Annotated in this window: 13 protein-coding genes; 9 read left to right on the forward strand and 4 right to left on the reverse strand. The window is 61.0% G+C overall.

The features are described 5' to 3' along the window. Positions 1-75: 75 nt before the first annotated feature. Both gcvA and P9250_RS09965 read left to right on the forward strand, forming a co-directional pair. Positions 76-1,008 (forward strand): transcriptional regulator GcvA, encoded by a 933-nt coding sequence (gene gcvA / locus P9250_RS09960; protein WP_310392678.1) that lies wholly within the window; start codon positions 76-78, stop codon positions 1,006-1,008. Positions 1,009-1,095: 87 nt separating this feature from the next. Beyond that, positions 1,096-1,872: an EAL domain-containing protein gene (locus tag P9250_RS09965; RefSeq protein ID WP_244830014.1), complete on the forward strand. Its 777-nt coding sequence runs from the start codon at positions 1,096-1,098 to the stop codon at positions 1,870-1,872. A gap of 351 nt (positions 1,873-2,223) precedes the next feature. Here the strand turns inward: P9250_RS09965 and flgM are convergent, their stop codons facing one another. Then, positions 2,224-2,529, reverse strand: coding sequence for a flagellar biosynthesis anti-sigma factor FlgM (gene flgM / locus P9250_RS09970; RefSeq protein WP_244830013.1), 306 nt, complete (start codon positions 2,527-2,529; stop codon positions 2,224-2,226). Positions 2,530-2,779: 250 nt separating this feature from the next. On the opposite strand from flgM, the gene P9250_RS09975 reads away from it, so the two are divergent. From P9250_RS09975 to P9250_RS09990, 4 genes are all read left to right on the forward strand, one after another. After that, on the forward strand, positions 2,780-3,385 hold the full coding sequence (locus tag P9250_RS09975) for a TetR/AcrR family transcriptional regulator (RefSeq protein ID WP_250468592.1): 606 nt from the start codon (positions 2,780-2,782) through the stop codon (positions 3,383-3,385). Between the two features lie 128 nt (positions 3,386-3,513). Then, on the forward strand, positions 3,514-4,200 hold the full coding sequence (locus tag P9250_RS09980) for a type 1 glutamine amidotransferase domain-containing protein (protein ID WP_310392682.1): 687 nt from the start codon (positions 3,514-3,516) through the stop codon (positions 4,198-4,200). 358 nt (positions 4,201-4,558) lie between these two features. Beyond that, positions 4,559-4,777 carry a hypothetical protein gene (locus tag P9250_RS09985; protein ID WP_244830010.1) on the forward strand — a complete coding sequence of 73 codons (219 nt, stop codon included), beginning with the start codon at positions 4,559-4,561 and terminating at the stop codon, positions 4,775-4,777. 122 nt (positions 4,778-4,899) lie between these two features. Then, positions 4,900-5,133, forward strand: a complete 234-nt coding sequence (locus P9250_RS09990; RefSeq protein ID WP_244830009.1) for a hypothetical protein — start codon at positions 4,900-4,902, stop codon at positions 5,131-5,133. A 21-nt stretch (positions 5,134-5,154) separates the two neighbouring features. On the opposite strand, the gene kdgT is transcribed toward P9250_RS09990, so the two are convergent. Further along, positions 5,155-6,171 carry a 2-keto-3-deoxygluconate transporter gene (gene kdgT / locus P9250_RS09995; RefSeq protein WP_244830008.1) on the reverse strand — a complete coding sequence of 339 codons (1,017 nt, stop codon included), beginning with the start codon at positions 6,169-6,171 and terminating at the stop codon, positions 5,155-5,157. Between the two features lie 238 nt (positions 6,172-6,409). Between kdgT and P9250_RS10000 the strand changes: the two genes are divergently transcribed. From P9250_RS10000 to P9250_RS10010, 3 genes are all read left to right on the forward strand, one after another. Beyond that, positions 6,410-7,300 carry a LysR family transcriptional regulator gene (locus P9250_RS10000; RefSeq protein ID WP_310392685.1) on the forward strand — a complete coding sequence of 297 codons (891 nt, stop codon included), beginning with the start codon at positions 6,410-6,412 and terminating at the stop codon, positions 7,298-7,300. 146 nt (positions 7,301-7,446) lie between these two features. Then, positions 7,447-8,622: a CoA transferase gene (locus tag P9250_RS10005; protein WP_309958340.1), complete on the forward strand. Its 1,176-nt coding sequence runs from the start codon at positions 7,447-7,449 to the stop codon at positions 8,620-8,622. Beyond that, a complete protein-coding gene (locus P9250_RS10010) occupies positions 8,619-9,383 on the forward strand; it encodes an enoyl-CoA hydratase (protein ID WP_310392687.1) in 765 nt (254 codons plus the stop codon). Before P9250_RS10005 ends, P9250_RS10010 begins: the two co-directional genes overlap by 4 nt. A 10-nt stretch (positions 9,384-9,393) precedes the next feature. On the opposite strand, the gene P9250_RS10015 is transcribed toward P9250_RS10010, so the two are convergent. Further along, positions 9,394-9,771, reverse strand: a complete 378-nt coding sequence (locus P9250_RS10015; RefSeq protein WP_250468600.1) for a response regulator — start codon at positions 9,769-9,771, stop codon at positions 9,394-9,396. 11 nt (positions 9,772-9,782) lie between these two features. Beyond that, a complete protein-coding gene (locus tag P9250_RS10020) occupies positions 9,783-12,923 on the reverse strand; it encodes a CheR family methyltransferase (RefSeq protein ID WP_250494199.1) in 3,141 nt (1,046 codons plus the stop codon). Positions 12,924-13,076: the final 153 nt, after the last annotated feature.

Genomic DNA, 13,076 nt, shown 5'->3' on the forward strand with positions numbered 1-13,076 from the left:
AAGACAATTTTATGACTCGAGGAAGGCGCCTTCAATTGACGTAAGATCGCGTCAATGGAGAGATAAAGTCACGCCATGGACGAACCAGCAAATCTGGCGCAGGACCGGGACAGGCTGCCGCCGCTCAATGCGTTGCGCAATTTCGAAGCGGTCGCCCGGCATGGAAGCTTCGCCGCGGCGGCGGCCGACCTGCATGTCACTCATTGGGCGGTCGGCAAGCAAATACGGCTGCTCGAAGACTGGTTCGGCGTGCCGTTGTTCGAGCGGCGCGCGCGCGGCGTTCAACTTACCGATGAAGGCGCGGCACTCCTCAACGACGTGAGCAGCGCGTTCGAACGTCTCACACGCGGAGCAGCGCGCCTCAGGCACGACGAATTCACGCGCCGCGTGTCCGGCGTCGTGCGCGTGAACGCGCTGGCGAGCTTCGCGTTGTGCTGGCTGCTGCCGCGTCTCGCCGACTTTCAGGCGCGCTTTCCCGATATCGACGTCAGGTTGTCGACCACGTCGCGCAAGTTGCGGTATATCGGCGATGCCTTCGATATCGGCATACGCTCGGGTCACGAACAAGGTGCGGGCGTCGTATCGCGCTCGTTGATGGCCGATGTGCGCCTGCCGGTGTGCAGCCCCGCGCTGCTGCGTCAGCGTCCCATAGCAAGCGTCGCGGATCTGCGTCATCACGCGCTGCTGCATTCCGCCAGCACGCGCACGAGTTGGTCGTCGTGGCTCAAGGAGGCGGGCGCGGCGGACTTGCGCGCGGCCCGGCATGTCGAGTTCGAGCACACATATCTGCAACTCGCTGCTGCAGCGGAGGGGCTCGGCGTGGCGCTCGCGTCGTTGCCGCTGATCGGACGCGATATCGCCGAAGGCCGACTCGTATGCCCGATCGCGGCGCCGGCGTGGCGCGCGGCCGATTACACACTGGTGATCAACGCAGACCGCGTCGGGGATGACGCCGTGGTTTCCTTCGAGAAGTGGATCATGGCGAGCGCGGGAGGTGCCGGAAGTTAAAGAAGCGCGTCCCATCGTCCGATATATTGAAGGCCGGCGTGATGGCAAGCGGTCGCTTCAGAGACCAACTTTTCAGACGAACGAAACATGATCAAAATTCACGAGGCGGGACAGCCGGCAAACGGCCCCGTTCGCTGCGGTGGCTGCAATAGCCCCGAAGTGGCGCAGATCGAAATGGCCTTTGCGTTTCAGCCTATCGTCGACGTGCGGTCGGGCAGTCCCTATGCCTACGAGGCGCTCGTACGCGGGCCGAATGGCGAATCGGCGGGTTCGGTGTTGTCGCAGGTCGACGACTCGAACCGTTATAACTTCGATCAGCGTTGCCGCACGACTGCAATCGAGCAGGCGGCAAGCATGGGCATGGACAGCTTTCTGTCGATCAACTTCATGCCGAACGCGGTTTATCAGCCTGCGGCATGCATTCGCAGTACCTTCGAGGCCGCCGAGAAACACGGCTTCCCGGCGAATAAGATCATCTTCGAAACCATCGAAGGTGAAAACATCATTAGCCGTTCGCATCTGGTGCAGATCTTCCGCGCGTATAAATCGTTCGGCTTTCAGACCGCGATCGACGATTTCGGCGCGGGTTATTCAGGGCTCACACTGCTCGCCGACTTTCAGCCGGACTTGATCAAGCTCGACATGGCATTGGTGCGCGACATCGACACCGACACCGTGCGTCAGCGGATCGTTGCCGGCGTCTTGAAGATTTGCAGTGATCTGGGAATTCGCGTGATCGCGGAAGGCATCGAGACGCAAGGCGAGCGCGATTTTCTGGAAGCAGCCGGCGTGAGCCTGATGCAAGGCTATTTGTTCGCCAAGCCCTCGTTCAAAGAGATGCCCGCGATTGCCAATGTGCGTTAATGCCGGGTGCAAAATGTTGAAAGCCGCGCTTGGGACGTTGCTAATCGTTTTGGCGGGATGCGCGGTGCCTGGTGCGCCGGCATCGCCGGAGAATAGCGTTGGAGCCGAAGGGTCGGCCACCCAAGCTCCGGCATCGACTGATCATTCACATTCAGAGCGTGTCGAGGCGCCGCGCAGAAATCCGAAGATGTATGGGCCGCCAGGCGAGTGATTGGTGTCGGGCTCACTACGCGTCGGTCCGCTCGACTACGAATCTGCAGAATCGGCCATGCCATTTGAACGGGGCATTTGGTTTTGTCCCCCGACGCTTTGCGCTACGCCGCCCGCGCTCCATTCCCGCTTAACCACCCATCAACGCATCGTCGTCTTGAGCAAATCGCCTGCGGTGCTCAACATGCCGCTCGCAATCTTGCCCGAGTCGATCTTGTAGGTTCCATCACGCAGAGCCGCCTTGATCGATTCGACCTTCGCCGTGTCGATGTCCGCGCCGCCCGTGACTTGCATAGACGACAACGAGGACAACGTCACTTTCGAACTGGTTGCGTTGGTCGCGCTGGTTTGCTGCACGCCGCCCGTAGCCTGCACATCGCGTTTGCTTGCTACGCGAAAGGTGTCGGATTGGAGTGCGGCGGGCGTGTTGTTCGATTCGATCTTCATGGCTTCGGCTCCTTGTCTGTTGAGTTCTTTAACGGAGTGGGGCTTGAAATCTTTACCAAGCCCGGCGGCCTGCCGACACCCTCGCAACCTCGTCCAGCCCGCAAAGCCTTATCCAGTAAGCCTCCCGTGTATTTGCAACAAATTGAAACAAAGTGTGAGGAATCGCACATAGACCGGACTTGGCGTCTGCGAGGGCAAGAAATTTCTTAAAATACTAGACGACTGGTCTACTATAAGCTAAAGTCCACCCATGCCTACCGCAAACACATCAGAAACCGTCGACGTCCGCGAAAACATCATTACCGTCGGTCAACGGTTGATCGGCGCCAAAGGCTTTTCCGCCGTCGGCCTGAATGAGATTCTCACGGAAGCCGGCGTGCCGAAGGGCTCGTTCTATCATTATTTTGGCTCCAAGGATGCGTTCGGCGTGGCGCTCCTGGAACGCTATTTCGAGGACTACCTGAACGACCTCGACCAGACGCTAGCGCAGCCCGGACTGAGCATGGCGCAGCGGCTGACGAACTACTGGAGCATCTGGCAAGAAACCCAGTCCTTCTTCGATTGCCAGGGCAAATGTCTCGCGGTCAAGCTCGGCGCCGAAGTGGCGGACATGTCGGAGGCCATGCGCGCCACGCTGAAGCGCGGCACGGCGGGGATCGTTAGCCGTCTTGCAAGTGCAATCGAAATCGGTGTGGCGGAAGGCTCGCTTTCGATCGAAGGTGATCCGCAAAGCGTCGCGCAGAGCTTGTATCAACTGTGGCTCGGCGCCAGCATCATGGTGAAGATTGTTCGCAACACGCAGCCGTTTGAAGTGGCGACGACGACAACGCAGCAGATCTTGCGACTTGCTCCCTGACGAAGCAGGGAGCGAGGTGCCAGCACTTCTTTAGAGGTGCTTTTTTTGAAGCATTTACTAGACGACTGGTCTACTAACCCCATCAACCTTCTTTACGGTTTCGCCTTACTCACCCACGGAGATGCAACATGAAAGTGCTCATGGTTCTGACCTCGCATGACCAACTCGGCAACACGGGCCGCAAGACGGGTTTCTGGCTCGAAGAGCTGGCCGCACCCTACTACGCCTTCAGGGATGCGGGCGCGGAAATCGTGCTGGCATCGCCTAAAGGTGGTCAGCCGCCGCTCGACCCGAAGAGCAACGAGCCGGCCAATCAGACCGAGATGACACATCGTTTCGAAGCCGATTCGCAGGCTACCGCGCAGCTTGCCAGCACGGTAAAGCTCGATCTCGTCTCGCAAGCCGATTTCGATACCGTGTTTTATCCGGGCGGTCATGGTCCGCTCTGGGACCTGGCCGAAGACAAAAACTCGATCGCCCTGATCGAAGCCTTCTTGGCCGCTGGCAAGCCTGTCGCGCTGGTCTGCCACGCACCTGGCGTGCTGCGCCATGTCCGCACGCCGGAGGGCGCACCGCTTGTCGAAGGCAAACGAGTCACGGGCTTCACCAACTCCGAGGAAGCCGCGGTCGGACTGACCGATGTCGTGCCGTTCCTCGTTGAAGACGAACTCAAGGCGAAGGGCGGCATCTATTCGAAGCTCGAAGACTGGGCACCTTATGTCGTCACCGATGGCCTTTTGATTACCGGGCAGAACCCGGCTTCATCGTCGTCCGCTGCGGCGACGTTGATGAAGCACTCGGCGCTCGCGCAATAACCGACGTTGACGTTACCGGCGCGCGCGGCCATTGGGCGGCCGCGCGCCATGGAACCCACGCTCGTGCCAGGACTTGCGATGCACGGGCAAATTGCCGGGCGCGTGAGCTCGTCGATCCCACATCACGAAACCAGCCCGCGTGTCGTGAGAAATCCTGCTGCGTGGCAGCATGCACGCGTTGCACATAGCCCCGGTGCGTTTCTCATCGCGGAATTTTCTCTCCAACCCTCTGATTCAACGCGCAAATTTAGCCGTCATTTTCCTCGATGCAGCGCCACGCTTAAGGGCTACGCTCTTATATAAGAGGCAGCCGCAGTCACGGCGCTTGCCCGACGCTTCCTACAACGCCGGAGTCATCATGATGCAAATCTACGTTGAACCCTTGCCCAAGGGCCGATGGGGCCCAATCGATGGATACACACTCGAGTATCCCGACGGCACGAAGATCACCGAGCAGGTGTTCAGTTCAGAAAAGCTCGCGGTCAGCGAAATCAGGCTGCGCGGCTATACGCCCTTGCTGGCGAAGGTGCGTATCACGGACAAGGGCGAGCCGGAGCACTGGGAAAGCGTCGAGTGACGCATTGTCGATACGAACGTGCTTCGCCGATTTTCTTTCGCGAAGCACGTTTTATTTTTGTGATATTGCTGCTTCATCCGGAACGCAAATAACGGCGCGGCTACATAGCCGGTGGAGAAGCGATGCGACGAGGACCCTTCAGCGAAGCCGGCAGAAAACGCCGGCGTCTCTTTTTGAGCAAGGCGCATGTCGCGCTCGCGGCCTTCGGGACGCTCGGCTCGGTGCTCGGCATTGGTATCGCCATCGACGGCGGGCTCGAATTCAATCGCACCAAGGTGTTCACGGGCGTTGGCCTTATCGCCGTTTCGACCATTCTTTATATCTCGATGCTGTTCGTGAGCGACGAGCCATCCTGACGGCTCGTCGGCCGCACGAAATCACACGTGCACGTCGCGCTCGCCGAGCGGCCGCACCGGTTCTTCCACACGTTGTTCTTCAAGGCCATGACGCGCCCGATGCCGGCGCACCCAGAGCGCGGTCAGAATTGGCACGAGAATGGCCGTCACGAGACAGGCGGTCGCGACCATCGCGGTGGCCGCCGGCACGAGCGGCTTGAAGCGCGGAATCATCTCGCCGATGATCGCCGGATTCGCCACCGCCGCGCCCGCCGTCGATGAAGCCGCGAGTCCCGCCGCGCCATTGCCGCCCGCAATCCAGCGATCCGCGAGAATCAGCGGAATGCCCGTCACGACGATCACGCCCAACCCAAGCGCAACGCCCGGCAAGCCGCTCGTCGCGATCACGTGCAGGTCGATGCCATTGCCGAGCGCGAAGCCGAAGAACGGGATCAGCGGATGCACGCAGCGGCCGAACAGTTCGCGCAGGTCGCTGTCCAGATTGCCGAGCGCGAAGCCAATCAGAAACGGCAGCACCGCGCCGACGAAAAGGCGTGGCTCGAAGAACGCGACGCCCGTCGCGCCGAGAATCAGCATGCTGACGAGCGGCCCGGATTCCACCGACATCAGCACGAACGCGCCCGCTTCCTCGCGGCTGCCGTACTGCTGCATCACGGCGGCGTAGAGTCCGCCGTTGGTCATGTCCATCGACGTGGTGATGGCGAGCACGGAGAGGCCCGCGAAGAGACCGGCCTTGACGCCATCGATGGGAATGAAGTGCGCGGCGACGATGGTCGCGATCCACGCAACCGCCATCTTCGTCACGAGCAAGGTGCCCGACTTGCGCAGCACGGTGCCGGTCGCGCGCAGGTCGATGGTCGCGCCCATGCAGAAGAACCACACCGCGAGAATCGGCACGGTGCCCGTGATCAACCCGTTCGTGAACGAGCCGAAGTACTTGCCCGCGCCCGGCGCGAACGTATGGACGCAGGCGCCGAGCAGCAAGGGCACGAGCATGAGACCGCCTGGAATGCGGTCAATCGCTTTCTTTATATTCATGTCTCCTCCGTGGACTTTGGCGTCCGGATGGCGGGCTGTCTACCCAGTGCAATGCGCCGCTTTAAGCTCGGCCGCATCGGTTCGGCGCAATATAGCATCGCTGTTTTATATTCGCTGAATGCAAGGCCGGGAGGCGGGTTAATCGTTTACCCGCGCGCGGGCAGAGTTACCGGGTTTGCCTGTCCGGTGGGCCTTCGCGGACACTTCACATTCGCGAGCACGACAAAACGGAGCCTTAGTGAAATTCGATACGACCACCATCCGTCTGGTTCTCGCCATCGCGGACGAAGGCAGCATCTCGCGCGCCGCGGACAAGCTCAGTCTCGCGGTGGCCGCCGCCTCGCGGCGCGTATCGGACCTCGAAGCGCAACTGGGCGCGAAGCTCTTTACGCGCGTTCCGCACGGTGTGCAGCTCACCGAGCCGGGCGCGAAGCTGCTGCTCTACATCCGCCAGATCGACAATCTGATCGACCGTCTCGAAGGCGATGCGCGCGCGCTCAAGGAAGGGCGCCACGGGCGCATCATCATCGGTGCTCCGAAGGCGGTGGTCATGCAGTTTCTGGCGGGCGCCATCGCCGGGATTCAGCGCAAGCATCCCGGCATCTCGCTCATGGTTCAGGAAGAGAACAGCAAAATCGTTCAGCAGTTGTTGCGCGACAAGGTCATCGATATCGGCATCTACGAAAAGAAGAGCGGCTTTCTCGACCTCGACCGCGTGCCGTATCGCGAAGACCGGCTCGAACTCGTGTATAGCACCGAACATTTTCAGTTCGACGATGCGCCGCTCGGTATCGACGAGATCATGGACTTGCCCGTGATCAGTCTCGGCAAAGGCTCCGCCATTCTGTCCGCGCTGCAACGCGCACATCAGAGCCGGGGACGACTCTTCGCGAACAATTACGCCGTGAGCGGCTTCGACACCATGCTCGTGATGGTGCGTCAGGGCTTGGGCGTCGGCCTCATGCCCGCGGCTGTGCTGCGCAGCTTTCACCCGGAACGCGCGATTGCGTCGCAGGAGATTGCAGGCGACTGGCATAAGCGCAGCTACGTGCTTTCTTGCGTCGAAGGTCACGCTCAGGAACAGACGCTTCAACGCGTCGTGGCCGAGCTGCTCGCCGAACGCGACTAGTCTGAACGAGGAAGCACGCTCGAGGCTTTCGCGAATTGCGAAGCCAGCCTTGCCCGCGCAAGCCTTGCGGCATTGCAAGCGGTGGTCGAAAGTGAAGGCATGACCCGCGCCGCAGGTCGAAGCCCTTCTCCACCGAACCAATCGACATGACCCAGACAAAACCTCTCCCCCTGGACGGAATCCGCGTGCTCGACGTAAGCCAGGTCATGGCAGGACCGTTCGCCTGCATGCTGCTCGCCGACATGGGCGCGGATGTCATCAAGGTGGAACCGCCCGAAGGCGATCAGACGCGCGGCGCGATGGGCTTCAAGATGAAAGGGCCCGACAGCATGGGCTTTCTCAACATGAACCGCAACAAGCGTTCGGTGACGCTGGACCTGAAGAGCGACGAAGGCCGCGAGCTCTTCTACAAGCTCGCGAAGACTGCCGATGTAATCGTCGAGAACTATCGGCCAGGCGTGGTGCAGCGGCTTCGTATCGATTACGAGTCGATCCGGGAGATCAACCCGAAGATCGTTTATGTGAGCATCTCGGGCTTCGGGCAAAGCGGCCCGTGGTCCACGCGGCCCGGCTTCGATCTGATGGCTCAGGCCATGTCCGGCGTCATGAGCGTGACGGGATATCCCGGCGGCAAGCCGGTCAAGGCGGGCGTGCCGGTGGCGGATATCGGCTGCGCGCTCTTTGCGGTGTCGGGGCTGTTGTCGGCTTATATCGGCGCGCAAAAATCGGGCGTCGGTCAGCATATCGACGCTTCTCTCTTCGATTCCGTCATGGCCTTCTCGATCTGGGACATGTCGGAATACTGGGGCACGGGCGTGCCGCCGACACCGCTTGGCACCAGCAACAAGATGAGCGCGCCGTATCAGGCCGTGAAGGCGCGCGATGGCTACTTCGTGATGGGCGCGACTAACCAGAAGCTGTGGACGAAGCTGTGCGGGCTGTTGGAGCGGCCCGATCTGATCGACCACGCCGACTATGCGAACGTCTCGCTGCGCCTGAAAAACCGCGAGGCCATGATCCAAGTGCTCGAAGAGGAGTTCGCCAAGCGCGACAGCGCGGAATGGGTCGATACCCTGCTCGCGGCCGGCATTCCAGCCGGCCCTATCCTGACTTATCCGGAAGCATTCGAGAGCGAACATGCCACGCATCGCCGCATGGCAATGGAAATCGATCATCCGCACGAAGGCAAAGTGAAGAACATCGGCTTTCCGGTCAAGCTGCTCGGGACGCCGCAGACCGTGCGCCGCCATCCGCCCCTGCTCGGCGAACATAACGAAGAGATCTTCGCGGAGATCAACGGAACCAGTGGAATGAAGCCATGAGCGAACATGTCCGGCTTACGCTGCATGCATCGGGCGCGGCGGAGATCGTCATCGACCGGCCCGAGCGTCACAACGCCATGTCGATTCCCATGTACGAAGCGCTGCTCGCGCGTATCGACGAATGCCAGCGCAATAAAGACGTGCGCTGCATTCTCTTTCGCGGCGCGGGCGGCAAGTCGTTTATCGCGGGAACGGATATCGAGTACTTCAAGAACTTTCGCGGCGGACACGATGGCGTGGCCTACGAAGCGCTGGTCGAGCGCGTGATCGATACAGTCGAGCGCATCGCGCTTCCCACGCTCGCCGTGATCGATGGCTGGGCGGTCGGCGGTGGTCTCGCGCTCGCCACTGCCTGCGACTTTCGCGTGTGCAGCGAAAACTCCCGTTTCGGCGCACCGATTGCCGAGACGCTCTCGAACACGCTTTCGTCGCGCAATATCGCGCGGCTACATGCGGCTTTCGGCGTGCCGCGCGTCAAGCGCATGCTGATGCTCGCCGACTTTCTCGCAGCGAACGAGGTCCTGGCGTGCGGCTACGTATATTCGGTGGTGACGAAAGACGCGCTCAATGCCAGCGCGCATGCGCTTGCCGAGCGGCTCATGGCGTTGTCGCCAATCACGCAGAAGGCGGTAAAGGAGAGCCTGCGGCGCATCGTGATCGACCAGAGCTTCGCGGACGAAGACATTATCGAGGAAGTCTATGGAAGCGCGGCTTTTCGTGACGCGGTGGCAGCATTCACTTCGGGCAAGCCGAAACGGTGAGCGCGGCTCTTCAACGCCCGCTCAGTGCGAGCGTGTTGAAGAGCGTTTGATGATCGAAGGGTTTTTGACAACGCGGATGATGCCGGTAGGCGATATCGATCGAATCGACACCGTACCCGGTTGCAAAGATGAAGCGGATCTCACGCAGCGTCAGTTCATCTGCTACGGCGTATGACTTCTCGCCGTTGAGGTCGATGTCGAGAATAGCAACGTCGATGTAATGTTCGTCGTCGTCGAGAAGCGCCAGCGCGTCCTGCGCCCACGCCACCGGCCCGACGACGATTGCCCCTGCAATTTCGAGCAACGCGGACAGCGCGAGCGCCACCAGGTAATCGTCTTCCACGACCAAGATGCTCAAACCTTCGAGCGGTGTCCCGACTACTGCCATTTTCGGACCCCCTAGGGACTGCTGCCGTGCATATGCGCTGGTCGCAGCGGGATCTCGATATGACACGAAACCCCATCCCAGTTGAAGTCCAGCTCGGTGCGAGCGTGTAGCGTGAAACGAAGCGCTTTCTCGATGAGTTGCCGGCCGAAGCCGATTTTCTTGTCCTCGGGCGTGATGCGCACACCGCTTTCGATCCAGTCCAGAACGAGCCATTCCGGCCCGGACTCTCTTTTCTCGACAATCCAGCTGACGACGAGCCGTGCGCCTTTATGCTTCAACGCGCCGTACTTGAGCGCGTTGGTCGCGAGTTCGTGAAGCACGAGCGCGATCGTCTGAACGTTGCGAAAGCCGAGCGGCACGACCGGTCCACTCACCGAGACCCTGTCGCTGCTGCCGACACCGAGCGCCTCGAATTCAAGGCGAACGATGTCACCCAAATTGATCAGATGCCCGTTCGCTTCGCCGATCAAGCCCTGCAGCCTGCCAAGCGCGGCGAGGCGACTCGTGAACGTGTCGAGCGCTTCGTCGCCCGAGAGCGTCTGTTGCGCGATCGACTGAATCACCGACAACAGATTTCGCGTCCTGTGTTGCAGTTCCGCAATCAAAACGTCCTGTCTACCTTCAGCATGAACCATTCCCGTGATATCGACGAAAGCAATGACCACACCGTCGATCTTGCGATCGCCGTTGAGATAAGGTGCGAGACGCACGAGGAAATGATTCAGCCCATCCTTGCTGCTGACCTGCTGTTCGCGTGTTTCCTGACTCCTGAATACCTCACGGATGCCTTCTTCCAGCCCCGGAAGGTCGAGACGGCTGACGAGCTCCGAAATGGGACGCCCGCGATCGACCGGACGGATATGGAAGATATCGGCCATTGCCGGGGTAAATGAGCGAATGGAAAATTGCCGGTCGAGAAACACGGTGGCGACCGACGTGCTTTCGAACAGGTTGTGAAGATCGCTGTTCGAGCGGTCGAGCGCGTCGATCTTGCCATTCAGTTCCAGATTGACGGTGTGCAGCTCCTCGTTGAGCGAGACGAGCTCTTCCTTGGACGCCTCCAGCTCTTCGTTCGACGATTGCAGTTCCTCGTTGACCGAAACCAACTCTTCGTTCGACGACTTGAGTTCTTCGAGCGCGGTCTCGTATTCCTCTATCATCGATTGCAGGCGTTCACGGGTATCCCGTAGTTCCTTTTCGATTTGCTCCGCGGTGCCGTCGTGCATGGCCTCGGCGCGCGCAAGCGCCTCTTCGCGCGTGAGCACGGGCCCTTGGTCCTGGAACACGACGAGATACATGCGCTCACCCGGCGCTTGCTGGACGAGCGGCTCGATGGTCAGATTGATCACCTGTACACGGCCGTCCTCGCCTTCGACCACCACCCCCTCTCGCGCGATCGTGCGGCCCGAGTCGACCGCTTCGCGAAACACCGAGCGCAAGTCGAGGCCCAGCCCCTTGCGCGCCATTGCGAATAGCTGGCGCGTCGGCATGCCGGGCGCTGCCTCGAGATATTTGCCGGTGCGGCCCGAGTAGTAGACGACATCGCCATCGCGCGTCACGAGCACGTGCGGCGGCGTGAAGCGGTCGATCATATGACCGTCGACAGCCAGGCGCAGCGCGGCGCCGCCCAGGGGCGGACGGCTCGGCGTCAACGCGGACAGATGGCCGATAGTCAGCGCGGATACCGCGAGCGGCAGACGCACTTGCGACACGACATCGGCGCGGCGCTTGAAAAGCCTATGCTTCTTGTCGAGCGGAACGAACAACTCGTCGAACTGGCTCACGTTCTCCGACGGGCCGAGGAACAGAAAACCGTCCGGGCGCAGCGCATAGTGGAAGGTCGGAATGACCTGATTCTGGACCTCGATGCCGAAGTAGATGAGGAGATTGCGGCACGACACGAGATCGATGCGTGAGAAAGGCGGATCGCGAATGACGCTGTGCGGCGAAAAGATGCACAGTTCGCGCACTTCCTTGGCCACCACGAAGCTGCTGCCGTCCGGCACGAAGAAACGGTCGCGCCGCTCTTGCGATACATTGTCGAGCAACGCCAGCGGATAGCGCGCCGCACGCGCCACCGTGAGCGCTCCGTCGTCGATATCGGTGGCGAAGATCTGGATGCGCGGCGCCTTCTCGACACCTGCGATCTGTTCGGACATCAGCATGGCGATGGAATACACTTCCTCGCCCGTGGCGCAGCCCGGCACCCAGACACGTACGACATCCTCGGCGGTGCGGCCTTCGAAAAGCTTCGGCAGGACGAGTGTGGCGAGACTCTCGAACGCGTGCTCATCGCGGAAAAAGCTCGTGACGTTGATCAAGAGATCGCGAAACAGTGCCGTCACTTCCTGCGGATCGGCCGCGAGCCGCGCTACATAACTCTCCGGAGTTGCCATCGCCCGGACCTGCATGCGCCGCTGCACCCGCCGCGAAAAAGTCTTGACCTTGTAGCCGCTGAAGTCGTGTCCGACGTTATCGCGCAAGATGCCGTAGATGGCTTCTCGCGCCTCGTCGAATGCTTTCGCGGCGGCTTCGACTTCGGGCTCTTCCACGACGGAATCGAGCCTGAAGGCGCCCGCGGCAAAGCTCGCGAGCTTCGCGCCCATTTGGTCGACCGGCACGGCGAAATCGACCAGGCCAGTGGCAATGGCGCTATTGGGCATGTCCGGGTGATGCGGTCCGAAGCCGTCCGCAACCTGTGCGAGCGTCAGTCCGCCCCGCTCCTTGATGGCCTTGATGCCGAGCGTGCCGTCCGAATCGCCGCCCGAGAGAATGACGCCTGCCGACAGTTCGCCGATATCGAGCGCGAGCGTGCTCAGAAAATGGTCGATCGGCTTGCGCTCGCGACGCGGCTTGTCCAGTGACTGCACGTGCAAGGTCCGGTTCGAGACGCTGACGATGGCATCGCGCGGCAAGAGATAGACGCTATCGATCACGATCGGCTCGCCTTCGGCAATCGCGTGTACCTGCATTGGCGTAAAACGCGAAACAATCTCCGGCAACAAGCTGATACGGTCCGGGCTCAGGTGCGTGATGATCACGCAAGCGAGGCCTGGCTTTTCCGGCATGCCGCGAAAGAAGCCTTCCAGCGCCTCGACGCCGCCCGCGGACGCGCCGACGCCGACAATGGGGAAGTCGGTTGCCGGTGTCATGACTTCTCCCGCATCGGCGCATTGTCGCTGTGGTCCAGGCGCCTTGCCTCTGGGAGAAGTCCGGCTTCGCGAGCAAGGCCTGAGCGCGCCCTGACGAAAACCGCGAGATGTTCCGTAAGACGGACGTCGATTGCGTGCTTGCTGGTCATGGAC

Origin of the sequence: Caballeronia sp. LP006, assembly GCF_031450995.1 — a bacterium.
Taxonomy (GTDB): Bacteria; Pseudomonadota; Gammaproteobacteria; order Burkholderiales; family Burkholderiaceae; genus Caballeronia.

Excerpts from the sequence above, each read along its gene's own strand:
- kdgT (WP_244830008.1), bottom strand. The coding sequence starts at position 6,171 with ATGAATATAAAGAAAGCGATTGACCGCATTCCAGGCGGTCTCATGCTC.
- P9250_RS10005 (WP_309958340.1), top strand. The coding sequence starts at position 7,447 with ATGACCCAGACAAAACCTCTCCCCCTGGACGGAATCCGCGTGCTCGAC.
- P9250_RS10010 (WP_310392687.1), top strand. The coding sequence starts at position 8,619 with ATGAGCGAACATGTCCGGCTTACGCTGCATGCATCGGGCGCGGCGGAG.
- gcvA (WP_310392678.1), top strand. The coding sequence starts at position 76 with ATGGACGAACCAGCAAATCTGGCGCAGGACCGGGACAGGCTGCCGCCG.
- P9250_RS10020 (WP_250494199.1), bottom strand. The coding sequence starts at position 12,923 with ATGACACCGGCAACCGACTTCCCCATTGTCGGCGTCGGCGCGTCCGCG.
- flgM (WP_244830013.1), bottom strand. The coding sequence starts at position 2,529 with ATGAAGATCGAATCGAACAACACGCCCGCCGCACTCCAATCCGACACC.
- P9250_RS09990 (WP_244830009.1), top strand. The coding sequence starts at position 4,900 with ATGCGACGAGGACCCTTCAGCGAAGCCGGCAGAAAACGCCGGCGTCTC.
- P9250_RS09980 (WP_310392682.1), top strand. The coding sequence starts at position 3,514 with ATGAAAGTGCTCATGGTTCTGACCTCGCATGACCAACTCGGCAACACG.
- P9250_RS10015 (WP_250468600.1), bottom strand. The coding sequence starts at position 9,771 with ATGGCAGTAGTCGGGACACCGCTCGAAGGTTTGAGCATCTTGGTCGTG.
- P9250_RS09975 (WP_250468592.1), top strand. The coding sequence starts at position 2,780 with ATGCCTACCGCAAACACATCAGAAACCGTCGACGTCCGCGAAAACATC.
- P9250_RS09965 (WP_244830014.1), top strand. The coding sequence starts at position 1,096 with ATGATCAAAATTCACGAGGCGGGACAGCCGGCAAACGGCCCCGTTCGC.
- P9250_RS09985 (WP_244830010.1), top strand. The coding sequence starts at position 4,559 with ATGATGCAAATCTACGTTGAACCCTTGCCCAAGGGCCGATGGGGCCCA.